This window comes from Microbacterium sp. SSM24 (assembly GCF_025989145.1).
GTDB lineage: Bacteria > Actinomycetota > Actinomycetes > Actinomycetales > Microbacteriaceae > Microbacterium.
Genome location: NZ_JAPDNQ010000001.1, coordinates 831,953 through 855,071 on the forward strand (window position 1 = coordinate 831,953; position 23,119 = coordinate 855,071).

A 23,119-nucleotide genomic window follows, 5' to 3' on the forward strand; every position below is an offset into this window, starting at 1 on the left:
AACGCTACCAGAAAACCTCCACTCGGAGGTTTTCAATCGCATAGGATGCCAGCATGCCCGCAGATCCCGCACCGGACGACGCCGCGCCCCGCACGCGCGGGCCGTACGCGAAGGGACTCGCCCGCCGCCAGCAGATCCTCGACCTCGCGATCGACGTCTTCGCGCGGCGCGGCTCGGCCGGGACGAGCCTGCGCACCATCGCGCAGGAGCTCGGCGTCTCGCACGCCGCGCTCACCCACTACTTCACCTCGAGGGAGCAGCTGCTCGTCGAGGTGTACCGCGAGGCGGAACGCCAGAACGCCGAGGCGCGGCCGCACGCCGTCGATGCGTCGCCGGTGGAGATCATGACCGCCTCGGCGCAGCGGAACCACTCCGTCCCCGGGCTGGTGCAGCTGTACTCGACTCTCGTCGCCGCCGCGCTCGAGGACGGGCACCCCGACGCCACCGAGTTCGCGACCGAGCGCTTCGCCCGCGTGCGCGCCGACCTCGTCGAGCGCGTCGCGCGCAACCAGGCGACGGGGCGCCTGCGCGACGACGTCGACCCCGAGGCGGTCGCATCGCTCGTGATCGCGGCATCCGACGGCCTGCAGGCGCAGTGGATGCTTGACGAATCCGTGCCGCAGTCGGAAGCACTGGATCTGCTGGCGCGTCTGCTCGCGCCCCACCGTGCTGGGAGCACGTCGCAGGACTAGAATTCCTGCGTGGGGACCATCTACTACGGCGGCGCGGCCACCCCGATCCATATCGAGGACCGCGCCCTCGCGCACCTCAAGGTCGTCATCGCGACGAAGCTGCGCCGCGACGAGAGCTTCACGCTGTCGTGGCGCCATCCCGACGACCAGCCTCGGGGCCGCAGCACGATCTGGCTGCACCCGTCGATCCCGCTGCGCTTCGTCTTCGACGATCCCGAGCCGACGAACCTCAGCCGGGAGTGGATCGAGCACCTCGCCAACTCCGCGAACTCCTCCGGCGGGATCTCCCTCGTCGCCGAGCACTTCGACACGGGTCCCGTGCCGCTCCCTTCCACCGAGAGCACAGCGGATGTCGCGCTCGGCACCGTCGAGGTCGAGAGCCTCGATGTCGAGCGGCTTCGTGTCGCCGGCGAAGAGGTCACCGCGAAGGACGTGCCCTCGAGCTGAGCTCGATCACTCGGGTGCGGGGGCGCTCTCCTCGGGCGGCTCCGGGAGGATGGTCAGGCCCGCGGGGCCGCTGGCCGCCTGCATCAGCTCCTCGACCCACAGCCGGTTGATGCGCGGCATCCGGCTTCCGAAGAAGTGGAACTGGAGCGGCACCGACGGGTGGATCCAGAAGCTGCGACGACCGCTGCCGTCGCCGACCTCGACGTCGAACATGAAGGGCTCGGCGCGGCGCAGCTTGTTCATGACCACGATGCGGAGGTGCGCCAGCGTGCGGTCGTCGATGTCGACGGCGTTCGACGCGGTGTCGTAGATGAACCTGCCCATGCGAGGAGCTTACGGGTGCGGGGTCAGCGCGGCGCGAAGGCCGCGTGGAACAGTGCACGAGCGCGGTCGGCGACGGCGGGCCGAGCCGGGGGGTCGGCGCGCGCGATCTCGGTCGCGAGCATGCCGATCGCCATCATCACGTCCTCGGCCTCGAGGTGGGCGCCGATGCGTCCGGCCGCGCGCTCGCGGTCGACCAGCCGCGAGACCACGGCCGCGAAACGCTCGCCCAGCGGGACCACGCGCACGTCGTGGAGGTCGGCGGTGATCAGCTCGATGAGGGCGGTCGAGACGACGGCCTGATCGACCACGCGGTCCATGAGGTCGTCGATCGTGCGCTCCGGCGGGGACGTGTAGTCCTCGAGGTCGCCGACGTTCTCCTCGAACACGGCGACGGCGAGCGCGGTGCGGTCGGGGAAGTGGCGATAGAGGCTGCCCTGCCCCACGCCGGCGCGCTTGGCGACCGCGCTGAAGGGCGCATTGAGGCCGCCGTCGGCGTACACCTCGCGGGCAGCGGCGATGAGGGCTCTGCGGTTCTCGGCAGCGGCTGCCGGACCGCGATTCGCACGGGGGGACGCGGGGCTCGGCACGGGTGTAGCCTAGTACCGGACACTGATGTCCGGTCGAAAGGATGACATCATGGGCAACCCGAAGCCGCTCACGGGCGACTCTTCGATCGCAGACTGGCTGGCCGATCCGGCCGGGAACGCGATCCTGACCGACATGCTCGCCCAGGGCGGCCAGACTCCGGACGTGTTCAAACCCGTCCGCCGGCTGGCGATCAAGCGCCTCGTCAAGATGAGTCGCGGCGCGTTCACGCAGGAGATGCTCGACGACCTCGTGCGACGGGTCGCCGCAGGCGAGCTCCCGGAGGGCGGCGGCGAGGTTGCCGAAGGTGGCGCGGGCGCGGCATCCGTCGAGACCGGTGCCGACACCGACGCGGCCGTCGCTCTGCGCGAGTGGACCGAGCGCATCGACCAGGGCCGCTTCTCCGGCCGCACCGTGATCGTCACGGGTGCGGGCTCGGGCATCGGACGCGCGACCGCATCGCGCGTCGCCCGCGAGGGCGGCCGCGTGATCGCCGTCGACGTCAGCCAGGAGCGCCTCGACGAGTTCGCGACCGAGCACTCGGGTGCCGACATCGTCACGCTCGTCGCCGACATCACCGACGACGCGGGCGTCGCACGCATCGTCGAGGCGGCGGGCGACACCATCGACGGTCTGGCGAACATCGCCGGGATCATGGACGACATGACACCCGTGGCGGACGTGACGGATGCCGTGTGGCAGCGCGTCTTCCGCGTGAACGTCGACGGCACCATGAAGCTCATGCGCGCGGTCGTGCCGGCGATGCTCGCCCAGGGCGGCGGGTCGATCGTGAACACGGCGTCGGAGGCCGCGCTCCGGGGATCCGCGGCCGGGGTCGCGTACACGGCGTCGAAGCACGCGGTGGTCGGGCTCACGAAGTCGAGCGCGTTCATGTACGGCCCGAGCGGGGTGCGCGTCAACGCCGTCGCCCCCGGTCCCACGATCACGAACATCGAGGCCAGCTTCGGGTCCCCCCTCGGGGCCGACCGCATCCAGACGGCGATGGCCGTCATGCCCGATCCCGTCGAGGCAGACGCGCTCGCGGCATCCATCACGTTCCTGCTGTCGGACGACGGCGTCAACGTCAACGGCGTCGTGCTCGCGAGCGACGGAGGCTGGTCCGCGGCCTGAGTCGCACCCCGCCCTTGAGTCGCCAAGACACGCCTCGTGGGGCGACGCCCGTACGGCGTGTCTTGGCGACTCGGCACTCAGGGCACGTCAGAAGGGCCAGACGAGGGGCACGTAGAGAACGGCGACGGCGAGGAAGAGCGCCACGAGCGGCAGTCCGAGTCGCCAGTAATCGCCGAACCGGTAGCCGCCGGGCTCCATCACCATGAGGTTCGCGGGGGTCGCGATCGGCGTGAGGAACGCCGCCGCTCCGGCGACGGTGAGCGCCATCATGAACGGCTGCACCGACACCTCGAGGGCCGAGGCGACCGCGACCGCGATGGGCGCGACGATGAGCACCGTGGCCGTGTTGCTGATGAGCTGCCCGAGGATCACGGTGATGAGGCAGAGCGCGAGCAGCGCGATGCGCGGACCGGCATCGCCGAGCGCATCGAGGAGCGCCTGGGCGAGCAGTTCGGCGGTGCCGGTCTGCAGGAAGGCCGTCGACAGCGGGATCATCCCCGCCACGAGCACGACGGTGGTCCACGAGATCGCGTGATACGCCTGCCGCGGCGACACGGCCCGCGTCAGCACGAGCGCGCACGCCGCGAGCAGCGCGGCGACCGCAGGGGGCACGACTCCGGTCGCGAGCAGGACCACCATCGCGACCAGCACGAGCAGCGACCGCTTGGCGCCGTTGCCGAGGGGGACGGACCGACGCAGCCGCGACGGGTGGTCCACCGCGAGCACGCCCGGCGCGTCGGAGTGCCGCGAGAGGTCATCCCACGCGCCCTGGAGCAGCAGCGCATCGCCGGCCTGCACCACGAATTCGCCGCCGCGCAGGAGCTCGTCGCCGCGGCGCGCTGCGAGCACGACGAGGTCGCCGTCGGGCGTGGTCATGCCGGCGCACACGCGCGAGCCGATGAGGGGCGAGCGGGGGGCGACGACCACTTCGGTGACGCCCGTGGACGGTCCGACGATCAGCCCCGTGTCGAGCGAGAGCGAGTACTGGTCGCGCAGAAGCCGCGCATGACGCACGAGGTCGACGGGCATCAGCGCCCCGGCCCGTACGGGAAGGACGCGTCGGCCGAGAAGCAGGATCACGACCGTGCCGAGCACGATGGGGATGCCGACGAGCGCGAACTCGAAGAACCCGAACGGACGACCGCCCGCCGATTCGGCGAACTCCGACACGATGATGTTGACCGGGGTTCCCGTCAGCAGCAGCAGGGACCCGGCGGATGCTGCGAACGCCAGCGGGATCAGGAGCTTCGACGACGCGATCCCGGCGCGGGCGGCGACGACGACGACGAGCGGCAGCAGCGCGGCCGTCGCCCCGTTGACGCTGATGAGGGCCGACACGCCCGCCACGAGCAGCGCGACGACCACGAGCAGGCGACCGGGGCGCTTGCCTGCGCGGCCGATCACCATCTGACCCGCCCACGCGGTGACCCCGGACGCATCCAGCGACTCGCTCACCACGAAGAGCGCCGCGATGAACAGCACCGTCGGATCGCCGAATCCTGCCAGCGCCTGCGGGAGCGTGAGGATCCCCGTGAAGTAGAGGGCGAGCGACACCCCGATCGCGACCACGCCGATCGGCACGCGATTGCTCGCGAACGCGACGATCGCGAGACCCAGGATCATCAGGGTTGCGGCGACGGGGTCCACGTCGCCACTGTATCGAGCGGGTCTCGACCGCGTGCGTCGCCGCGACTCCGCTGCGGTTCCGTCCGCGGCGGGCGGAGGGCGGGCAGGCGGGCAGGCGAGCTCGCGGGTGGATCAGCTGCGGAGGGTCGCGAGGCCGGCGACGTCGTAGGCCAGTTCGACGGCCTCGAAGATCGCGGCGTCGATGGAGCGGGGCGCGAAGGCGTCGCCGATCGTGACGACGCGGGGGGCGGCATCCATCGTCTCCAGCACGACCGACGCGCGCGGCTCGATCGCCACCACGGCGTCGAGACCGTCGAGTCGGGCGCGCTCCCCCGTGAGCGTGTCGCGGAGGTCGAGGGCGCCGGGTTCGACGAGATCGACGCGTGCGGACGAGCGACGCCGGAATCCGCCGTGCGACCCGAGCCGCTCGAGCAGCAGCGGCCGGTCGTAGCCGGCGCCGATGTGGGGGAACACGGTCTCGAACGGCGTGATCAGCTCGAGCTCGTCGACCGCACCGAGAAGCGTGAGCACGACGCCCGCGGCGTAGGCGGTCCCGTCGGCGTCGACCACGGCGATCCGGCGGCCGAGGTGTGCCGGTTCGGTCGCCGCCGTGAAGGCGTCGACCGTCCCGCTGGGCGGGAAGCCGTCGCGGTACGCCCCGCCGAGCGCGAGGGATGTCGTGACGGGGGCGGTGGCACCGGTCGCCACGACGATCCCGTCGGCACCGAATCCGCGAAGCGCCTCGGCTGTCGCGTCCACGCCGAGGCGCACATCGACCCCGGCCGCCGCGAGGTCGCGCACGAGGTCGTCCACGAGCAGACCGACGCTCTCGCGGCCGGGCACGCGGCGCGCGAGCCGCAGCTGGCCGCCGAGGTCGGCGGTGCGCTCGAGGAGCGTGACGTCGTGGCCATCCGACGCGAGTTCGACGGCGGCGCGCATGCCCGCCGGCCCGCCGCCGACGACGACCCACCGCTGCGGAGCCTCGGCGCGAGGGCGCTCGCCGCGCTCCGCCTCGCGCCCCGCCAGCGGATTCACCGTGCACGACATCGGGAGACCACGGCTGCCGCGTCCGAGGCATCCCTGGTTCAGGCGGATGCAATGACGGATGCCGCTCCCCACGGCCGCCGTGCCGTGGACGAGCTTGCGGCCGAGGTCGGGGTCGGCGATCTGCGCGCGCGTGAGCGCCACCATGTCGGCGATGCCCGAGGAGACGACTTCCTCGGCCTCCTCGACGGAGCGCGCGGCCCCCACCCCGAACACGGCGACGTCGAGGTTGGCGGCCTTGACCGCGGCGACGTCGTCGCGCAGCCATGCGTACGGCATCGGCGACGACGGGAAGACGTAGTGCACGTTGTGGTACCCGCCGGCCGCGAGGTCGAGGAAGTCGATCCGCGCGTCGGCTCGCAGGCGCGTGATGATCTCGAGCATCGCAGCGCCGTCGAGACCGTCGGGGTGGAACTCGTTCGCGACGATCCGGATGCCGACGGGATAGTCGTCGCCCACGCGATCACGGACCGCGCGGAGCACCTCGCGCGGGAAGCGGGTGCGCCCCTCGAGGTCGCCGCCGTACGTGTCCGCGCGGGCGTTGTACAGCGGCGAGAGGAACTGGTGCAGCAGGTACCCGTGCGCCATGTGGATCTCAACGCCGTCGAAGCCGCCGTCGCGGGCGTTCTCGGCCGACACCGCCCACCCTTCGACGACCGATCGGATGTCGTCCACGCTCATCGCCCGGGTCGCGTGCGCCGTCGACGGCGACAGTATGCGCGACGGGGCATACACCGTCCCGGGACCGTCGGGACGGTCGGACTGCGCCTGCGCGCCGTGGTGGTTGAGCTGCACGAACACGCGGGAACCGGCATCCCGGATCGCATCGGTCATGCGTCTGCTCGCCGCGACCGACTCGGGACGGAACGCATCCTGGAAGCCGCGGATCGACCCCGACGGATGCACGAAGTGGTTGCCCGCCACGAACAGGCCGCAGCCGCCGCGCGCGCGCCGCACGAAGTAGGCGGTCTCGCGATCGGACTCCACCCGGTCGGAGTACTGCTTGGAATGCGCGGTCTGCATGATGCGGTTCGGCACGGTGACCGACCCGATCTGCAGCGGCTCCGACAACACCCGCGACGTGGCGCTCATCCTCCGAGCCTACGTCCGGTCCTCCCATTCCGTTTGTGCGGGCGAATGCGCGCTCAGCGACAGCACCAGGCGCACATATGCCCGCACAAACGGACGAGACGGTCGGGAGGAGGGTGTCAGAGCGAGGCGAGGGCGCGGTCGAGGTCGGCGATCAGGTCGTCGACGGACTCGATGCCGACCGACAGGCGAACGAGCTCCTCGGGCACGGCCAGATCAGTCCCCCGCACGGACGCGTGCGTCATCTCGTCGGGGTAGTTCATGAGCGACTCGACGCCGCCCAGCGACTCCGCGAGCTGGAAGAGCCGCGTCGACTCGGCGAAACGGCGAGCGGATGCCGCATCCTGCAGCTCCGCCGAGACGATCCCGCCGAAGGAGCGCATCTGCCGCGCGGCGAGGTCGTGCCCGGGGTGTCCGGGCAGCCCCGGGTAGTGCACGCGAGCGACCTTCGGGTGGCGGTCGAGGAACTCCGCGACGGCCTGCCCGTTCTCGCTGTGCCGCTGCATCCGCAGGGCGAGCGTCTTGACGCCGCGCGTGGTGAGCCAGGCGTCCATCGGACCCGACACGGCGCCGGCGGCGAACTGCAGGAACTTCGCCTGCTCGTACAGCCCGTCGTCGTTGAGCACGAGCGCCCCGCCGACGACGTCAGAGTGCCCGCCGAGGTACTTGGTGGTCGAGTGCACCACGACGTCGGCGCCGAGGGCGAGCGGCTGCTGCAGCGCCGGGGTCGCGAAGGTGTTGTCGACGACGACGAGCGCGCCGGCCGCGCGACCGAGCCGCGCGAGGCCCGCGATGTCGGTGATGTGCAGGAGCGGATTGCTGGGCGTCTCGACCCACACGATGCGTGCCGGACGCTCGCCCAGGGCGGCCTCGACAGCGCCGAGGTCGCGCATGTCGACGACCCGCACCCCCACGCCCCACGGGCCGAGGACGCGGGCGATGAGACGGTAGGTGCCGCCGTACACATCGTTGCCGAGCAGCACCTCGTCACCGGGCTTGAGCACGGCCCGCAGCAGCGCGTCCTCCGCGGCGAGACCCGACGCGTAGGACAGCCCGTGAGCGCCGCCCTCGAGTGCGGCGAGCTGCGTCTCGAGCGCGGTGCGCGTCGGGTTGCCGCTGCGGCCGTACTCGTAGCCTTCGCGGAGTCCGCCGATGCCGTCCTGCGCATACGTGGTCGAGAAGTGCACGGGCGGGATGACCGCGCCGGTGGTCGGGTCGAACCTCTGGCCCGCATGCACGGAGCGGGTCTCGAAGCCGGGGAACTGGGTCGGGTCGCTCATGCGCGTGATCCTTCTGTCGGGTCGGCGGTGCCGGGGGCGTCGTCGACGTCGAATCCGCGTTCGCGCATCCAGTCGTCGTCGTAGATCTTGCTGAGGTAGCCGCGGCCGTGGTCGGGCAGGAGCACGACCACGACGGCCTCGGCGGGGAGGTCGCGGGCGACGCGGAGCGCGCCGACGACGGCCATCCCGCTCGAGCCGCCCACGAAGAGGCCCTCCTCGCGGGCGAGTCGCCGGGTCATCGCGAAGGACTCGGCGTCCGTCACCCGCTCGTAGCCGTTCACGACGGAAGGGTCGTAGGTCTCGGGCCAGAAATCCTCGCCCACCCCCTCGACGTGGTAGCCGTGAACGGGTCCGCCCGAGTAGATCGAGCCCGCGGGATCCACGCCGATGACCTGGACCTCGTCCCGCGAGACCTCGCGCAGGTACCGGCCGGTTCCGGTGATCGTGCCCCCGGTGCCGATCCCGGCGACGAAGTGCGTCACACGGCCGTCGGTGTCGCGCCAGATCTCCGGGCCGGTGGTCTCGTAGTGGCCGCGCGGTCCGTTCTGGTTGGCGAACTGGTTCGGCTTGAACGCACCGGGGATCTCGCGGGCCAGGCGATCCGAGACGCCGTAGTACGAGCGAGGATCGTCGGGCGGCACATCGGTGGGGGTCATCACGACCTCGGCGCCGTAAGCCTTGAGCACCTCGACCTTCTCGCCGGCGAACTTGTCGGGCACGACGAAGATCATGCGGTATCCGCGCTCGACGGCGACGAGCGCCAGGCCGACGCCGGTGTTGCCGCTGGTGGGCTCGACGATGGTGCCGCCGGGACGCAGGAGGCCGTCGCGCTCGGCGGCGTCGATGATGGTGCGGGCGATGCGGTCCTTGGCGGAGCTGCCCGGATTGAAGTACTCGACCTTGGCGAGCACCGTGGCGGAGATGCCCTCGGTGACGCGGGTGAGCTGGACGAGAGGGGTGTTGCCGACGAGGTCGGCCACGCTTCTGGCGTAACGCACGGATGTGTCCTCGGTGTCGCCGCGCGCGGGCGCGGGGTCTGCTGTCGGGGTCGCGGAGGCGTGCCTGGAGGCACTCAGCGACAACAGCGACAGGTCAACACATCCACGAGTCTAGCCCGAGGCCCTGCCGGGCGTCACGGACGAGGACGTTCGTTCCCCTCCGTGACGCTCGACGGGGTCACCACGTGGTGACGTACTCAGACGGCCGCGACTGCGCCGCCTGTTCGATGAGCGGCAGCGACCTCCCCACCGCCTGCGAGACGCGGCGGCGCACGTCGGGCGACGTCAGCTCGTAGGCGTCGAAGTCGGTGTCGGACGCGTACACCCCGATCGGCAGCGTCAGAGCCTGGAAGAACCCGAACAGCGGGCGCAGCTGGTGCTCGAGGATCAGCGCGTGACGCTCACCGCCGCCGGTGGCCGCGACGAGCACCGGCTTCCCGACCAGCTCGTACTGCCCGACGAAGTCGAACAGGTGCTTGAACAGCCCGGTGAACGACGCCCGGTACACGGGGCTGGCCGCGACGAGCACGTCGGCGGATTCGATCCGCTGCAGCGCCCGCTCCACGTCGGGTGCCACGTCGTCGCGGCGCAGCGCCCCCGCGAACGACGGACCCAGCGCCGCGATCTCGACGAGCTCCGTCTCCGCGCCGGTTCTCGCGGCGACCTCGTCGAGGATCGCCCGCACGAGCGCCGTCGTGCGCGACGGCTCGTGCAGCGACCCCGAGACTCCGACGACCCGCAGCGGCTGCACGTCGGTCACGATGTCTCCGCAGCGGGGGCGACGGGCCGGCCGATCGACAGCATGAGCCGGTTCGCCCAGTTGAAGAACGCCGCCGCGTGGATGACGTCCGAGATCTCCAGGTCGTCGAGACCGGCATCCCGCAGCCGCTGCACGTGCACCGCGTCGAACGCGATCGGGGTCGCCGTGAGGGCGGCCGAGGCCGCGACGATCGCGTCCCATCGCTCGCCGAGCTCCGCCGAGATGCCCTCGTCGAGGAGCAGGTCGACCAGGTCGGCGCGCTTCGAGTAGTGCGCCGCGAAGCGCGCGTGCACCGAGGCGCAGAACACGCAGCCGTTGACGCGGGATGCCGCGGCGGCGGCCAGCTCGCGCTCCGCTCGCGGGAGTCCCTCCCCGACGTTGTAGAAGATGTCCTTGTCGACGAGGGTGCGCGCCCGGAGGATCTCCGGGTCGCGCACGAGGAGCCGGAAGTAGTCGCTGGACGCGCGCGGGCGGTCGACGAGCCCGTCGTAGTGGCGTTCGGTGAGCTCGTCCGCGGGGAACGGCTCCAGCCACGGCACCCAGCCCACCTCGGCACGCGTGAAGGCGTGGGGGTGCGGGGCGTCGTGGACGAGCGTGCGGACGTCGGTCGTGGTGCCGGTCATGCCGGGACCTCCTCGAGGGCGGGGGTGGTCAGCTCCAGCACGCGCAGCCCGGCGGCCACGCGCTGCTGGAAGGCGAGGAACGAGACGAGCTGGGACAGCGTGACGATGCCGTCGACGCTCCACCCGGCATCGAGCAGTCGGTCGAGGGCGGCGGAGCCGGCCTCACGCGGACGCACGGTGAGCAGGTGCGCGTGCGCGAGGGCGGCGGTGAGCCGCTCGCCGAGGGCGTCGCGGGCCGCGAGACCGGGTTCGTAGCGACGGCCGTCCGTGCTCTCGTCCCGCAGGCCCGCTTCGACGTAGGTGCCGAACGGGCCGGCCGTGGCGGAGGCGGATGCTTCGCCCGCGACGACCTCCGCGCGCGCAGCATCCGCCGCCGAGGCAAGGCCCGCGTAGTGGGCGGCCGTCGCGTCATCGGCGGTGACGCGCGTCGCGAAGGCGGCGACGAGCAGCCGCTCGACCAGCGGGAACTCGCGATCGTCGAGGGGCGCGATCAGCGCGTCGGAGCTGGCCTGCAGCTGCGCACGGGTGACCGGCCGGCGACGGCGCAGGTGCGCGATGTCGCCGTCGGGGCGCAGGCCGGCGAGCCGGTCGACCGTGTCGGAGGTGAGGGTGGTCATGCGTTCTCCTTTTCGAGAGGGGTGAGTGAGACGTCGCGGGTCGACCAGCCGAGCGCGGGGGCGACCTCGCCCGCGAACAGCTCGATCGACCGCAGCACGAAGTCGTGCGGGGCGTCGACCGAGTGCACCTGGAAGGCGACCTCGGTGGCCCGGGCGAGGGTCGCGTCGGCGGCCAGGGACTCCGCGACCTGCTCGGGCGTGCCGAGGTGCGTGTCGAGCGAGGCGATCAGCTCGTCGAGGGTGTCGCCGGGGATCGTCTGCCCGGCCCGGCGGAATCCTGCGGCGGCGCGGCGCAGACCCACCTCGGCGAAGCGCAGGGCGTCGGCGCAGTCGTCGGCGACGAACACGGTCCGCGACGCCGTCACGCGCGGCGCGACACCGGTCGGCAGCGCGTCGACGTACGCGTCCACGATCGGATCCTGCAGCCGGGCGAGCGGGGCCGTGAGGTCGTCGGCCGGCCGCGGCTGCGTGCGCGAGAGGAGGAGACCGTGCCCCGCGAGGCCCGCGCGGGTTCCCCCGGCCACGGAGAAGGTCGCCTGCCAGAGGCGATCGGCGAGGGACGCGGCATCCGGATACAGCGTGTTGCCCCCGCCGATCTCGCGTCCCGCGAGCGCGTCGAGCAGCACGGCGAGCTTGCGGTCGTACGCCGCAGCCTTGTCGGCGACGTCCAGCCCGAACGGGACGAAGGACGACGGGGTGCCGCCGCTGCCGAGCCCGAGGTCGATGCGGCCACCCGAGAGCAGGTCGGCGACCGCCGCGTCCTCGGCGACGCGCACCGGGTCCTCCAGCGGCAGGGTGACGACCCCGGTGCCGAGTCTGATCTCGGTCGTCGCCGCCGCCGCGTGGGCGAGGAAGACGAAGGGCGACGGAAGCCCGCCCTCGGCGGCGTGGAAGTGGTGCTGCGCGACCCACGCACGCTGGATGCCGAAGCGCTCGGCGTGACGCACCTGGTCGGTGGCGAGACGGAACCTCTCCGCCGCGGGGGCGTCGTCGAGAAGGCGCGTGAAGAACGCCAGTGTGGGTGCGGTCATGCCGCGACCTCCGATCGTCCGGGCACGGCGGCGAGCAGCTCGCGCGTGTAGTCGTGGGCGGGGCTGGTGAAGATGTCCTCGGTGGTCCCGGCCTCCACGACGCGTCCCCGCCGCAGCACCGACACCGTATGGCTCAGACGCCGCACGACGGCGAGGTCGTGCGAGATGAACAGGTACGTCAGGCCGAGCTCCTGCTGCAGCGACTCGAGCAGTTCGAGGATGCGAGCCTGGACGGTGACGTCGAGGGCCGACACCGCCTCGTCGAGCACGACCACCTCGGGGTCGATGGCGAGGGCGCGCGCGATCGCGACGCGCTGGCGCTGTCCGCCCGACAGCTCGCGCGGCGAGCGCTCGAAGACGTCGGCGGGGAGGGCGACGCGCTCGAGGAGGGCCGCCGCACGCTCGCGGCGGGACGCGCGGGTACCCTCGCGGAAGTTCTGCAGCGGCTCGGCGACGATGCGCCCCACGCTCTGCCGCGGGTCGAGCGACGAGAACGGGTTCTGGTACACGAGCTGGATGCGCCGGCGCAGATCCCGCAGCGCGGACCCGCGCAGGTCGGCGATGTCGGACCCGTCCAGCGCGATGCTGCCGCCGTCGGGGTGGAGGAATCGCGTGACCAGCCGGGCCGTCGTGGTCTTGCCCGATCCCGACTCCCCGACGAGCGCGTGGGTCGTGCCCCGGCGCACCTGGAACGAGACGTCGTCGACGGCCCGGAACGGTTCGGCGCCACGCACCGCGAACTCCTTCACGAGGCCCTCCGCGACGATCGCGTACGGGTTCTCGGCCGCGGCGGCCGCGGCGTCCCGCAGGAACAGCGGCGGTGCGGGGCGGCGGAAGTCCGTCGCGGCGAGCGCCGGCGCATCCGCGAGGAGCTGACGCGTGTACGCATCGGACGGAGCGGACAGGATGCTGTCGCTCGCCCCCTGCTCCACGATCTCGCCGTCCTTCAGCACGACGATGCGCTGCGCGCGGTCCGCGGCGACGCCGAGGTCGTGCGTGACGAGCAGCACCGACGTGCCCTCCTCGCGCCGGAGGTCGTCGATCAGGTCGAGGATGCGCCGCTGGACGGTCGCGTCGAGCGCGCTCGTCGGCTCGTCCGCGATGATCAGCCGCGGACGCAGCGCGATGGCGATCGCGATGAGCACGCGCTGGCGCATGCCTCCCGACAGCTCGTGCGGATACTGGCGGGCGCGCAGCGCCGGGTCGTCGAGGCCGACGCGCTCGAGCAGCTCGAGCACGCGCGCACGGATCGCGGCGCGGTCGCGCTCCCCGCCGCCGGAGCGGCGATGCAGCCGCAGGATCTCGCCCACCTGCACGCCGATCGGGCGCACCGGGTCGAGCGAGGCGGCGGGATCCTGCGGAACCAGCCCGACCTGCACGCCCCGCACGCTCTGGAGGCGCTTCGGGGACCAGCCCGAGATGTCGACGCCGCCGAGCGTGACGGCGCCGCCGTCGGCCCGGCCGCCCTCGGGCAGCAAGCCGAGCACCGCGTGCGCGGTGGTCGACTTCCCCGATCCGGACTCCCCGACCAGCGCGACCACCTCGCCTTCGCCGACCTCGAAGCCGACGCCGTGGACGACCTCCCTGCGGCCCGTGCGGGTCGCGTACGAGACCCGCAGGCCCTCGATGCCGAGCACGCTCATCGCGGCCCCCTTCCGATGGACTGGCTGATGCGGTTGGCGCTGAGCACGACGATCACCACGACGAGGCCGGGGAGGGTCGTGAGCCACCACGCGGTGGCGACGTAGTTGCGGCCCTCGGCGATGAGCAGACCCCACTCCGGCGTGGGCGGCGGTGCGCCGTAGCCGAGGAAGCCGAGCGTCGAGATCGCGAGGATCGCGGCGCCGAACTGCAGCGCGGCGAGCCCGATGACGGCGCTCAGCGAGTTGGGCAGCACGTGGCGGGAGAGCACCGAGACGAACGTTCCGCCGGTGCCGAACGCGGCCTCGACGTAGTCGGTCCGGCGCACGCGCACGACCTCGGAGCGCGAGAGCCGGGCGAACGAGGCCACGCTCCCGACGCCGACCGCGATGGCGGCGTTCACCGTGCCGAAGCCGAGCAGGATGATGATCGACAGCGACAGCAGCAGGCCGGGAATCGACAGCAGCACGTCGACGACGCGCATGAGGATGTCGTCGAGCACCCCGCCGACGGACCCGGCGATGACGCCGATCAGGGTTCCGGCCGCGAGCCCCACGGTGACCGCGATGAGCGCCCCGGACAGCGAGTGGATCGCCCCGTAGACGACCCGTGCGTACAGGTCGCGGCCGATGGCGTCGGTGCCGAACCAGTGCGCCGCGCTGGGCGGCAGCAGCTTGTCGGCGGGGACCCCTTCGATCGGGTTCTGCGTCGTGAACAGCCCCGGCACGATCGCCCACAGCACCGCGACGGCGACCACGGCGATCGCGAGCACGAGGGTCCACGACGGGCGGCGCCCGAGCGCGAACAGCCGGGCCGCGGACGAGCGCCGCTCGGGCTGCCCCTGCGGAGCGCCGGCGTCGCGCGCGAGCGGGTCGAGGACGGTTCCGGATGCCTCGTCCTCCGCGGATCGCCGCGCGGCGGCATCCGCTGTGTCCGTCGTCAGCTGTGCGCTCATGCGGGCACCTCCACAGGGGTCGGAGCGGTCCCCACGGCCGGCCCGCGGCGCGAGGTCTCACGCAGTCGCGGGTCGAGCACGGGGTACAGGAGGTCGACGACCAGGTTCACGACGACGAAGGTGAAGGCCGCGAGCACCACGATCCCCTGCAGCACCGGGATGTCCTGGTTCGCGACGGCCTGCTCCGTGACGCGGCCGATGCCCGCACGGCCGAACACCGTCTCGGTGACGACCGCGCCGCCGATGAGCTCGCCGAACAGCACGCCCGCGATCGTGAGGGTCGGGAGGATCGCATTGCGCGCGACCGACCTCCACAGCACCCACGACGGCGACGCCCCCTTCGCACGCACCACCGTGACGAACGGCTGCAGCTGCACGTCGTCGATGCTGCGCACCAGGATCTGCGCCAGCGGCGCCGAGATCGGCACGGCCAGTGTGATCACCGGGAGGATCAGCCCGGCCACGGGGTCGGCGCCGACGATCGGCACCCACCCCAGGCCGAACGAGAACACCTGGATGAGCAGGATGCCGAGCCAGAACACCGGCACCGAGACGAACACCCCCGGCAGCGACCGCAGCCCCGAGCGCAGCCATCCGAACGGCGACAGCGTCGACAGGAACGCGATCGCCGCCGCGATGACGGCCGCGAGCAGGAACCCCAGGCCCGCCAGCGCGGCCGTCGCCGGCAGCGCCTCGCCGATCAGGTCGAGCACGCCCGTGCCGAACTGCGTCGAGTAGCCGAAGTCGCCCTGGACGTAGCCGCTGAGGGTCGCCCAGTACTGCTCCCACCACGACGAGTCGGCGCCGTACGCGGTGCGGATCTGCTCGATCTGCTCGGCGTTGAGCCCCAGGGACGGGTCGTCGTACTTGATCAGGATCGCATCGCCCGGCAGCAGCTGCAGGAGGATGAAGGTGGCCGTGAAGGCCGCGATCAGAACGATCGCGGCCTGCCCGGCGCGTCTCAGCGCGTAGCGCATCTGCTGGCTCCCGCCGCCTACTGCTTGTCGAGCCAGACGTCGTAGAAGAGCGGCCGTGCGACCGACTCGAACTCGACGCCGTGGACATAGGGGGCGGTGCCGTACACCTGCGGCTCCTCGAACAGCGGGATGACGTACGCCTGCTCGGCGAGGTAGTCCTGCACCGCCTGCGAGGCCGCGATCCGCTCGTCGGGGTCCGGCGTCGACGCGACGGCCTCGAGGAGGCGGTCGAGCTCCGCGTCATCCGACAGCAGGGTGTTGCGGTTCGTCGTGTGGTACTGGCTCTTGATCACGTCGAGGTCCGCGCGTCCGACCATCGAGTGGTAGAGCGGGGTCTTGAGCGGGTCCTTGATGTCCTCGGCGTAGGTGCCGGCATCCGCCGCCTTCACGTTCAGCTCGACGCCGACCTTCTTGAGCTGCTGCGCGACCAGTTCGAGGGTCTGCTTCGAGAGCGGCTGCGGCGCGGCCTCGTACACCGTGAGCGACAGGCGCTCGCCGTCCTTCTCGAGGATGCCGTCGTCGCCGGCCGTCCAGCCGGCCTCTTCGAGCAGGGCAGCCGACTTCTCCGGGTCGTACGCGTAGAACGCGGACTCGTCCTTGTAGCCGACGGCCGACGAGCTGAGCGCCGACGTCGCCACCGGGTAGTTCTCGGTGAAGATCGTGTCGACGACCTCCTGCGCGTCGACGGCCGCGACGAGCGCCTGGCGCACGCGGATGTCGCTGAGCAGCGGGTTCGTGAAGCGCAGGCTCAGGGCGTTGTTGACGCCGCGGGTCTGCGGCGCGTGCACGTCGAATCCGGCGGAGGCGACGCGCTCCTCGTCGAACGCCTGCACGTAGCGGATGTAGTCCGCCTGGCCGGCGAGCAGCGAGCCGATGCGCACGCTGTCCTCGGGGGTCACGATGAGGTGGATCTCGTCGAGGTACGCGCGGCCCTGGTGGTCGAAGCTCGGCGGCGCCCAGTTGTAGTCCTCACGCGCCGCGAGGGTGAGCTCGGTGCCGAGCTTCTCGTCGGTGATGACGAATGGTCCCGCGCCGACGATGTCGGTGGCGTTGCCGGCGCCGAACTCCTCGAGCGTCAGGTCGAGCGTGTCGGGCGAGAGCAGGCCCGAGTTGATCGTCGACGTCGCCTGCAGGAAGCCGGGCGCGGGAGCCGAGAAGCGGAACGTCACGGTGTCGTCGTCGACGACCTCGCTCGAGGCATAGTTGTTGATCGCCTCCGAGACCGTCAGTCCGAGATCCTCGTTGCCCAGGCCGTAGGTGTCGAAGTTCTTCGCCACGGCTTCGGCGTCCAGCGGCGTGCCGTCCGAGAAGGTGACGTCGTCGCGGATGTCGAACGTGTACTCGGTCGCGTCCTCGTTCACGGTCCACTCGGTGGCGACCCACGGCTCGATCTCGAGCGTCTCCGGGTTCTGCCACGTCAGTCGCGCCGCGATGTTGTTGACGAGACCGCCATTGGGATAGAACCCGGCCTGCGGCGGGTAGAGGTTCGTGTAGGTCTGGTGCTCGAGGTAGGTGAGCGTGCCTCCGGTGACGGGATCGCCGGCGGCGCCTTGCGGTTCGCTCGTGGCGGCGCCGGAGGCGCACGCGGTGAGCGAGGCCGCGACGGCGACCGCGACGACGCCGGCGAGGGCGCGTGCTGCGGGACGGGACATGGTTACTCCTGAGTGGTTCGGATGCCTGGTGCGGCGGGACGGTGTGGCCACGCTACGGACGGTCCCGGGCCGCTCGCGCGGCCGTGCGTCACCGCCCGTCACCCGTTGCATCGGGGGGTCACGCCGCTTCACGGGGCGTAACACGCGGTGCGCGCGGCGCTCGGGGTCGTGAACGGAGGAGATGTCACGAAAGGAGGAGGAAGGGCACGGCATCCGTCCTCCTTTCGCGACATCTCCTCGTTTCATCACCGCGCGAGCCCCCTGCCCGCACGCGGAAACCCCGCGCCAGCCCGTGACGGGGCTCAGCCGACGGCGACGGGGGCGTGCGCGAGCCGGGGCGCGCCCAGCGAGAGTCGATCGCGCAGGGTCGCGCCGCTGCGGCCCAGCAGTCCACGGCGGCGCAGCTCCGGCGCCGCGAGCGCGGTGAACGCCTCGAACTGCGCCGGCTGGAACGCCGACAGCACGTTGAAGCCGTCTGCAGCGCCGGCGTCGCGCCACTGCTCGAAGTGATCGGCGATCGCCGCGGGCCCGCCGACTACGAATGCGGCGGGCACGGCGTGAGCGGCGATCAGGTGCCGCCAGGTCAGGTCGACCCCGGCCCGTCGTCCGGTGCGGTCCTGCACCACTCGCACCGTGCTCGCCGCGACCTCGGCGAAGGCCCGGGCCGTCGCCGCCGGGACCGTGTCGTCCACGGCGGCGCGCCGCGACGGATCGTCGCCCGCCGCGCCGGCAGCGTCGAGGAACGAGGCGAGCGATCGGTTCGGCGGAAACGCCACCCGGTCGCGGTTCCCGCCGCCGTCATCGATCGGCACGAGCAGCAGCAGCCGCTCGACGATCCCGCGGGCCGCGGCATCCGTCTCCGCCACCACCGGGAGCACGGGCACGACGACCTTCAGCTCGTCGGGATCGCGACCGGATGCCTGTGCCAGGCCTCGCAGCTCGGCGCGCGCGTCGATCGCCGAAGCCAGGGTCGGCGCGGCGATGAGCGCGAAGTCCGCCTCGGTCGCGGCGAGCGCGCGGGAGCGCGGGGACGTGCCCGCGTGCACGAGCGGAAGGTGTCCCTGCGGCGGACGCGCGACGTTCAGCGGACCCTCGACCCGCACGTGCGCGCCCTCGAACGCCGCGGCGCGCAGTCGCTCGGGGTCGATGAGCACGCCGGCGGCGGCATCCGCGATCCAGGCGTCCTCGTCCCATGACTCCCACAGCAGCCGCAGCGCGCGCACGAACTCCTCGGCGCGGTCGTAGCGCGCGGTGTTGTCGGCGTGGGAGTCTCGGCCGTGGTTGGCGGCCGCGCGCGGCTCGGCGCCGGTGACGAGGTTGACGCCCGCGCGCCCTCCGGTGAGGACGTCGAGGGATGCCGTCGCCCGCGCGGTCGCGTACGGATCGGCGTACGTGGAGTTCACGGTGGCGATGAGGCCGATCCGCTCGGTCACTCCCGCGAGGTACAGCACGGCGCTGAGCGGATCGATCCGCGCGAGCAGGTACGGATCGCGGTACTCGAGATCCGGTCCGGTGGCGAGCCAGTCGCCGAAGAAGAGGTAGTCGAGCCCGGCATCCTCGCCCAGCCGGGCGATCCGGCGCAGCACCGCTGCGTCGGTGTGCGGGTCGGCGTGGGCTCCCGGATGCCGCCACCCCGACGGGTACGCGCCCAGGGTGCGGACCATCGCACCGACGATCAGCGGCTCGCTCACAGACGCGTGACCTCGGCCGACGGGGTGGTGCCGACGGCGACCAGGCGGCCGCGCGAGTGGGACCACTGGCTCCACGAGCCGGGATACACGGTCACGTCGATCCCCGCGATCGCGCCCGCCAGCGCCGTGTGCGACGCGGCGATGCCGGACCCGCAGTACGCGGCCACGGCGACGCCGTCCACGACGCCCGCCGCCGCGAACTCGGCGCGGATCTCGTCGGGCGAGCGGAAGCGCCCGGCGACGAGGTGCGTGGTGGTCGGCAGGTTGACGGCGCCGGGGATGTGCCCGGCCACGGGATCGAGCGGCTCGGCGTCGCCGCGGTAGCGCTCCGGCGCGCGCACGTCGAGGAGGACGCCCTTCCACGGCCAGTCCTCGACGTCGTCGATGTCGGCGACCCCGTGCTCGATCTCCTGCAGCTCCACATCGCCGCGGCGGGGGAGCACATCGCCGGTGTCGAGCGGAAGCCGCTCGGTGAGCCAGCCGCGCAGGCCGCCGTCGAGCACGCGCACGTCCGGGAGACCCGACCGCGTCAGCACCCACCACGCACGCGCGGCGGCGACCGAGTGCAGATCGTCGTACGCCACGACGATGTCGCCCTTGTTCACACCCCACCGGCGGGCGGCCTCCTGCAGCTGCTCGCGGGGCGGGAGCGGATGCCGCCCCTGCCGCGGATCGTCGCGGCGCGCGAGTTCGCGGTCGAGGTCGACGTACACGGCGCCGGGCAGGTGGCCGTCGAGGTATGCGGGGCGTCCCTCGGGCACGTCGAGGCGCCAGCGCACATCGAGCAGCCGGACGGTGCGCTGCTCGCGCAGGAGGTGTGCGAGGTCGAGCGGCGAGATGAGCGGGGAGGCCATGCGCCCATGCTCACGCCCGCGAGCGTTACCGGGAACCGTGCGCCGTCATGCACCGCGACGAGGCGTCACACGACGTGACGCAGCGCAACACGGCGTCACGCAGGAATACCCGCGCGATTCGTTTGTACGAAATCGACGTTGCATTCGCCTCTCACAGTCGATTTCGTACAGACGAACCGTCGCGGCCCGTCACGGGCCGTCACGGGCCGCCGAGGAGCACCTTCATGCGCGCCAGGCTCGCCTCGGACTCCGCCAGCAGGCCGCGCAGCTCGTCGACGGTCGCCGTGTCCGCGGCGGGGTCGGGTGCCGCAGGCGCGGGGACGGATGCTGCCACCGGCGCATCCGCGGGGGCCGGCGTCGCAGGGGCCGGCGTCGCGGCATCCGTCGCTGCATCCGGCGCAGCCGCATCGCTCTTGCGCGGCGAGAGGAAGAGGTTCGCGAGGTAGCCCGTGAACGTGCCGAAGATGCCCACGCCGATCACGATCACGCCCGATCCGACCAGGCGCCCCAGATCGGTGACGGGGTACTGGTCGCCGTAGCCGACGGTGGAGATCGTGACGATGACGTACCAGAGGGCGTCGGACGCCGAGGTGATGTTGGCGCCCTCGGCGTACTGCTCGATGCGCAGGATCGCGAGGCTGCCGAACTCCAGCACGAGGATGCCCATCAGCAGCAGCACCAGGAGCGCGCTCCCGGCCCGGTCTTTCGTGACCGTGTTCCAGACCGCGCGGATGCCCACCTCGCGGAGAAGACGCGACACGCGAACCAGCCGGAAGACGCGCAGGATCTTCACCTGCGGGAAGGGCAGACTCGCAAGCAGGTCGGCCCAGCCGAAGTGGCGGAAGAAGTAGGCGCTCGCCGACGGGGCGGTCAGGATCCGGTAGATGAAGTCGCCGAGGAAGATCGCACTGAACAGCGCGTTCATCACGGTGAGGATCTGCTGGAGTGCGGGGTCCTTCACGAAGGCGTAGACCAGGACCAGGTTGAAGATCGAGATCACCGACAGGATGCCGATGAAGATCTCGTAACCGGTGTTCTTGAGTTCGGAGCGCGGTGCGGACATGCCTGGATTCTGGCACCGCGGGCATCGCCGTCCCGGGGTGATCTTCCCGAGCCCGCAGGCGCCGAGAGTGTTAGCGTGAGGCTCGATCCTGTCGAGAGGCGGTGGCCATGACCGAGACGCTCGGCGTCGTGCTGCGCCTCCTGCTCGAGCTGATGGCCGGTGTCGCCATCCGCGAGCCGAGTGCCCTGGCCTTCGCCGCCGCCGCGATCGCGGCCGTCGCGGTCCTCGCCATCACGCTCGCCCGGGTCGAGCTTCCGGTGTCCGCGACCGGGTCGTCGCCGCACCCGCTGCGCGCGATCGACGTCTCGGTGCGGCTCACGCAGAGCGATCCGGATGCCGCGGGCCACGCGCGTCCGCGAGCGCCCGGCGCGGCGGCCCCGGCCGCCTGATCCGAGTCCGCCCTCCGCCCGCCTGCGGGCGCCGTTCGGCGCACCCGGTGTCTCGTGGCCACTCGCCACGACCCAGACACCGACCGAACGGACATTCCCATGGACCTCTACGCCTTTCCCCCGCTCGCCGCGATCCTCGACGCGGCGTACTCCGGCCTCCTCCTCCTCGCCGAGCTGCTCCAGCCCCTCGCCGGCGACGCCGCGGCCGCGGCATCCGTCATTCTCGTCACGCTGCTCGTGCGCACGGCGCTCATCCCGATCGGCATCGCACAGGCCAAGGCCGAGCAGAACCGCAGCCGCCTCGCGCCGCAGCTGCGCGAACTGCAGCGGCGCCACCGACGTGATCCCGAGCGCCTGCAGCGCGAGACGATGAAGCTGTACTCCGATGAAGGCGTCTCGCCGTTCGCCGGATGCCTCCCGATGCTCGCGCAGGCTCCCGTGCTCGCCGTCGTCTACGCGCTCTTCGCGTTCGCCGCGATCGCCGGACACCCGAACGCACTGCTCGCCGAGCATCTCGCCGGCGTCTCGCTGGGCACGGGACTGTTCGCGGCGGTCGGCGCAGGCACGGCGACGCTCGCGACGTTCGCCGTCTTCGGCGTGCTGATCGCCGTGATCGTGGTCACCGCCGAGATCACGCGGCGCGCGTTCCGCGCACCCGATGCGGAGAGAACGGATGCCGCGCCCCTGGCGGGAGCGGCCGGACGCCTGGTCGGCGCCCTGCAGTTCACGACGGCGGTGATCGCGGTGTTCGTGCCGTTGGCCGCCGCCCTCTACCTCGCCACCACCGTGGTGTGGACCCTGGTGCAGCGCCTCATCCTGCGCCGCCGGTACCCGCTCTCGCCGGCGTGACCGCGCGGAGAGAGTTGTCACGAATCGAGGAGATGTCACGAGGGGAGGATGCCGCGAGCCCGAATTCTCCTCGTTTCGCCACATCTCCTCCTTTCGTGACCCGAACCCGTGCGAGTCCGGTCAGGCGTCGGACTTCTCACTCCGGCCGTGCTTGACCGCCATCGTGAGCAGGCGCACCCCCGCGCCGAGCAGGATGAGGTTGATGACCATCTGGATCGTGACGATCACGCGTCCCGTCTGGCTCACCGCCGCGATGTCGCCGAACCCCACGGTCGCGAAGACCGTCACCGTGAAATACAAGGCGTCCATACGGGTGAGCTCCTGCGTGAAGCTCGACGGGACGTTGTGCTCCAGCAGGAAGTACGTCGCCGCGAAGACGAGCAGATAGAGGGGCGCGATCACCGCGAGCGCCTCGATCGCCCGGAGGCCGGGCTCGACCGCCCGGATGATCGCCAGCACCTGCCACACCGAGACGGACACGAGCACGCCGGCGGCCACGACCATCGCGACCGCGGGCGGGAGCGTGTCGAGCCACTCGAGGGGGATGACGAAGTACAGCGTGACGAGGACGACGGCGGCGATCAGCGCGCGCAGCAGTCCCCATGCGACCACGCGTCGTCGCTGAGCCCGGCTGAGCCGATCGATCGGGGGCTCGCTCATCCACGCTCCTTTCTGTCGAGTCAACGTTGGCCCCGCAGGCGCCCGCGGGCCATCACCCACGCCGAGTGACGTGCGACCCGGCGGCACACGTTTTCGGCACGGCGCGCGGCGGTGGGATACTCGTCGGGTGCCGCAGCCCTC

22 protein-coding genes and 1 pseudogene are annotated in these 23,119 nt (G+C 71.9%); 5 read left to right on the top strand and 18 right to left on the bottom strand.

Annotation, left to right across the window (positions count from 1 at the left end; translation table 11 throughout):
• Positions 1-53 precede the first annotated feature (53 nt).
• The gene (locus OL358_RS03855; protein ID WP_264708608.1) at positions 54-692 is read left to right on the top strand and encodes a TetR/AcrR family transcriptional regulator; all 639 of its coding nucleotides are present in this window, start codon (positions 54-56) and stop codon (positions 690-692) included.
• A gap of 9 nt (positions 693-701) precedes the next feature.
• Positions 702-1,010, top strand: a pseudogene (locus OL358_RS03860) (hypothetical protein); the annotation flags it as partial.
• Positions 1,011-1,145: 135 nt separating this feature from the next.
• Here OL358_RS03860 and OL358_RS03865 read toward each other — a convergent pair.
• Together OL358_RS03865 and OL358_RS03870 are read right to left on the bottom strand one after the other, a co-directional pair.
• Positions 1,146-1,463: an ATP-dependent DNA ligase gene (locus tag OL358_RS03865; protein ID WP_264708609.1), complete on the bottom strand. Its 318-nt coding sequence runs from the start codon at positions 1,461-1,463 to the stop codon at positions 1,146-1,148.
• A 23-nt stretch (positions 1,464-1,486) separates the two neighbouring features.
• Entirely contained in the window at positions 1,487-2,050 is a 564-nt protein-coding gene (locus OL358_RS03870) for a TetR/AcrR family transcriptional regulator (protein ID WP_264708611.1), read from the bottom strand.
• Positions 2,051-2,099: 49 nt separating this feature from the next.
• Between OL358_RS03870 and OL358_RS03875 the strand changes: the two genes are divergently transcribed.
• Positions 2,100-3,179: an SDR family NAD(P)-dependent oxidoreductase gene (locus tag OL358_RS03875; RefSeq protein WP_264708613.1), complete on the top strand. Its 1,080-nt coding sequence runs from the start codon at positions 2,100-2,102 to the stop codon at positions 3,177-3,179.
• A gap of 87 nt (positions 3,180-3,266) precedes the next feature.
• Here the strand turns inward: OL358_RS03875 and OL358_RS03880 are convergent, their stop codons facing one another.
• From OL358_RS03880 to OL358_RS03950, 15 genes are all read right to left on the bottom strand, one after another.
• On the bottom strand, positions 3,267-4,826 hold the full coding sequence (locus OL358_RS03880; RefSeq protein WP_264708615.1) for an SLC13 family permease: 1,560 nt from the start codon (positions 4,824-4,826) through the stop codon (positions 3,267-3,269).
• Between the two features lie 111 nt (positions 4,827-4,937).
• Positions 4,938-6,941 (bottom strand): NAD(P)-binding protein, encoded by a 2,004-nt coding sequence (locus tag OL358_RS03885; protein ID WP_264708616.1) that lies wholly within the window; start codon positions 6,939-6,941, stop codon positions 4,938-4,940.
• Positions 6,942-7,057: 116 nt separating this feature from the next.
• Positions 7,058-8,218, bottom strand: a complete 1,161-nt coding sequence (locus OL358_RS03890; RefSeq protein WP_264708618.1) for a cystathionine gamma-synthase — start codon at positions 8,216-8,218, stop codon at positions 7,058-7,060.
• Positions 8,215-9,216, bottom strand: a complete 1,002-nt coding sequence (locus OL358_RS03895; protein WP_264708619.1) for a PLP-dependent cysteine synthase family protein — start codon at positions 9,214-9,216, stop codon at positions 8,215-8,217. Before OL358_RS03895 ends, OL358_RS03890 begins: the two co-directional genes overlap by 4 nt.
• 178 nt (positions 9,217-9,394) lie before the next feature.
• Positions 9,395-9,976, bottom strand: coding sequence for an FMN reductase (gene msuE, locus OL358_RS03900; RefSeq protein WP_264708621.1), 582 nt, complete (start codon positions 9,974-9,976; stop codon positions 9,395-9,397).
• On the bottom strand, positions 9,973-10,599 hold the full coding sequence (locus OL358_RS03905; protein WP_264708623.1) for an alkylhydroperoxidase domain protein: 627 nt from the start codon (positions 10,597-10,599) through the stop codon (positions 9,973-9,975). Before OL358_RS03905 ends, msuE begins: the two co-directional genes overlap by 4 nt.
• Positions 10,596-11,216: a CMD domain protein gene (locus tag OL358_RS03910; RefSeq protein WP_264708625.1), complete on the bottom strand. Its 621-nt coding sequence runs from the start codon at positions 11,214-11,216 to the stop codon at positions 10,596-10,598. The genes OL358_RS03905 and OL358_RS03910 overlap by 4 nt, the downstream gene beginning before the upstream one ends.
• Positions 11,213-12,247, bottom strand: a complete 1,035-nt coding sequence (locus OL358_RS03915; protein ID WP_264708626.1) for a putative FMN-dependent luciferase-like monooxygenase — start codon at positions 12,245-12,247, stop codon at positions 11,213-11,215. Before OL358_RS03915 ends, OL358_RS03910 begins: the two co-directional genes overlap by 4 nt.
• Positions 12,244-13,890 (bottom strand): dipeptide ABC transporter ATP-binding protein, encoded by a 1,647-nt coding sequence (locus tag OL358_RS03920; RefSeq protein WP_264708627.1) that lies wholly within the window; start codon positions 13,888-13,890, stop codon positions 12,244-12,246. Before OL358_RS03920 ends, OL358_RS03915 begins: the two co-directional genes overlap by 4 nt.
• A complete protein-coding gene (locus OL358_RS03925) occupies positions 13,887-14,843 on the bottom strand; it encodes an ABC transporter permease (protein WP_264708628.1) in 957 nt (318 codons plus the stop codon). The genes OL358_RS03920 and OL358_RS03925 overlap by 4 nt, the downstream gene beginning before the upstream one ends.
• Entirely contained in the window at positions 14,840-15,820 is a 981-nt protein-coding gene (locus tag OL358_RS03930; protein ID WP_264708629.1) for an ABC transporter permease, read from the bottom strand. Before OL358_RS03930 ends, OL358_RS03925 begins: the two co-directional genes overlap by 4 nt.
• A 17-nt stretch (positions 15,821-15,837) precedes the next feature.
• Positions 15,838-17,472: a TIGR04028 family ABC transporter substrate-binding protein gene (locus OL358_RS03935; protein ID WP_264708630.1), complete on the bottom strand. Its 1,635-nt coding sequence runs from the start codon at positions 17,470-17,472 to the stop codon at positions 15,838-15,840.
• Positions 17,473-17,774: 302 nt separating this feature from the next.
• Complete coding sequence (locus OL358_RS03940) at positions 17,775-19,163, bottom strand: NtaA/DmoA family FMN-dependent monooxygenase (RefSeq protein WP_264708631.1); 1,389 nt, start codon at positions 19,161-19,163, stop codon at positions 17,775-17,777.
• On the bottom strand, positions 19,160-20,017 hold the full coding sequence (locus OL358_RS03945; RefSeq protein ID WP_264708632.1) for a sulfurtransferase: 858 nt from the start codon (positions 20,015-20,017) through the stop codon (positions 19,160-19,162). Before OL358_RS03945 ends, OL358_RS03940 begins: the two co-directional genes overlap by 4 nt.
• A gap of 199 nt (positions 20,018-20,216) precedes the next feature.
• The gene (locus OL358_RS03950) at positions 20,217-21,080 is read right to left on the bottom strand and encodes a potassium channel family protein (protein WP_264708633.1); all 864 of its coding nucleotides are present in this window, start codon (positions 21,078-21,080) and stop codon (positions 20,217-20,219) included.
• A gap of 107 nt (positions 21,081-21,187) precedes the next feature.
• Here OL358_RS03950 and OL358_RS03955 point away from each other — a divergent pair, with 107 nt between their 5' ends.
• Together OL358_RS03955 and OL358_RS03960 are read left to right on the top strand one after the other, a co-directional pair.
• The gene (locus OL358_RS03955; protein WP_264708634.1) at positions 21,188-21,469 is read left to right on the top strand and encodes a DUF6412 domain-containing protein; all 282 of its coding nucleotides are present in this window, start codon (positions 21,188-21,190) and stop codon (positions 21,467-21,469) included.
• Between the two features lie 99 nt (positions 21,470-21,568).
• A complete protein-coding gene (locus OL358_RS03960; protein ID WP_264708635.1) occupies positions 21,569-22,318 on the top strand; it encodes a YidC/Oxa1 family membrane protein insertase in 750 nt (249 codons plus the stop codon).
• A gap of 120 nt (positions 22,319-22,438) precedes the next feature.
• On the opposite strand, the gene OL358_RS03965 is transcribed toward OL358_RS03960, so the two are convergent.
• A complete protein-coding gene (locus OL358_RS03965) occupies positions 22,439-22,978 on the bottom strand; it encodes a potassium channel family protein (protein WP_264708636.1) in 540 nt (179 codons plus the stop codon).
• Positions 22,979-23,119 lie beyond the last annotated feature (141 nt).

Bases quoted from the DNA above. Each gene is read 5' to 3' on its own strand.
- OL358_RS03855 (WP_264708608.1), top strand. From the start codon at position 54: ATGCCCGCAGATCCCGCACCGGACGACGCCGCGCCCCGCACGCGCGGG.
- OL358_RS03865 (WP_264708609.1), bottom strand. From the start codon at position 1,463: ATGGGCAGGTTCATCTACGACACCGCGTCGAACGCCGTCGACATCGAC.
- OL358_RS03875 (WP_264708613.1), top strand. From the start codon at position 2,100: ATGGGCAACCCGAAGCCGCTCACGGGCGACTCTTCGATCGCAGACTGG.
- OL358_RS03885 (WP_264708616.1), bottom strand. From the start codon at position 6,941: ATGAGCGCCACGTCGCGGGTGTTGTCGGAGCCGCTGCAGATCGGGTCG.
- OL358_RS03890 (WP_264708618.1), bottom strand. From the start codon at position 8,218: ATGAGCGACCCGACCCAGTTCCCCGGCTTCGAGACCCGCTCCGTGCAT.
- OL358_RS03905 (WP_264708623.1), bottom strand. From the start codon at position 10,599: ATGACCGGCACCACGACCGACGTCCGCACGCTCGTCCACGACGCCCCG.
- OL358_RS03910 (WP_264708625.1), bottom strand. From the start codon at position 11,216: ATGACCACCCTCACCTCCGACACGGTCGACCGGCTCGCCGGCCTGCGC.
- OL358_RS03915 (WP_264708626.1), bottom strand. From the start codon at position 12,247: ATGACCGCACCCACACTGGCGTTCTTCACGCGCCTTCTCGACGACGCC.
- OL358_RS03920 (WP_264708627.1), bottom strand. From the start codon at position 13,890: ATGAGCGTGCTCGGCATCGAGGGCCTGCGGGTCTCGTACGCGACCCGC.
- OL358_RS03925 (WP_264708628.1), bottom strand. From the start codon at position 14,843: ATGAGCGCACAGCTGACGACGGACACAGCGGATGCCGCCGCGCGGCGA.
- OL358_RS03930 (WP_264708629.1), bottom strand. From the start codon at position 15,820: ATGCGCTACGCGCTGAGACGCGCCGGGCAGGCCGCGATCGTTCTGATC.
- OL358_RS03935 (WP_264708630.1), bottom strand. From the start codon at position 17,472: ATGTCCCGTCCCGCAGCACGCGCCCTCGCCGGCGTCGTCGCGGTCGCC.
- OL358_RS03945 (WP_264708632.1), bottom strand. From the start codon at position 20,017: ATGGCCTCCCCGCTCATCTCGCCGCTCGACCTCGCACACCTCCTGCGC.
- OL358_RS03950 (WP_264708633.1), bottom strand. From the start codon at position 21,080: ATGTCCGCACCGCGCTCCGAACTCAAGAACACCGGTTACGAGATCTTC.
- OL358_RS03955 (WP_264708634.1), top strand. From the start codon at position 21,188: ATGACCGAGACGCTCGGCGTCGTGCTGCGCCTCCTGCTCGAGCTGATG.
- OL358_RS03960 (WP_264708635.1), top strand. From the start codon at position 21,569: ATGGACCTCTACGCCTTTCCCCCGCTCGCCGCGATCCTCGACGCGGCG.
- OL358_RS03965 (WP_264708636.1), bottom strand. From the start codon at position 22,978: ATGAGCGAGCCCCCGATCGATCGGCTCAGCCGGGCTCAGCGACGACGC.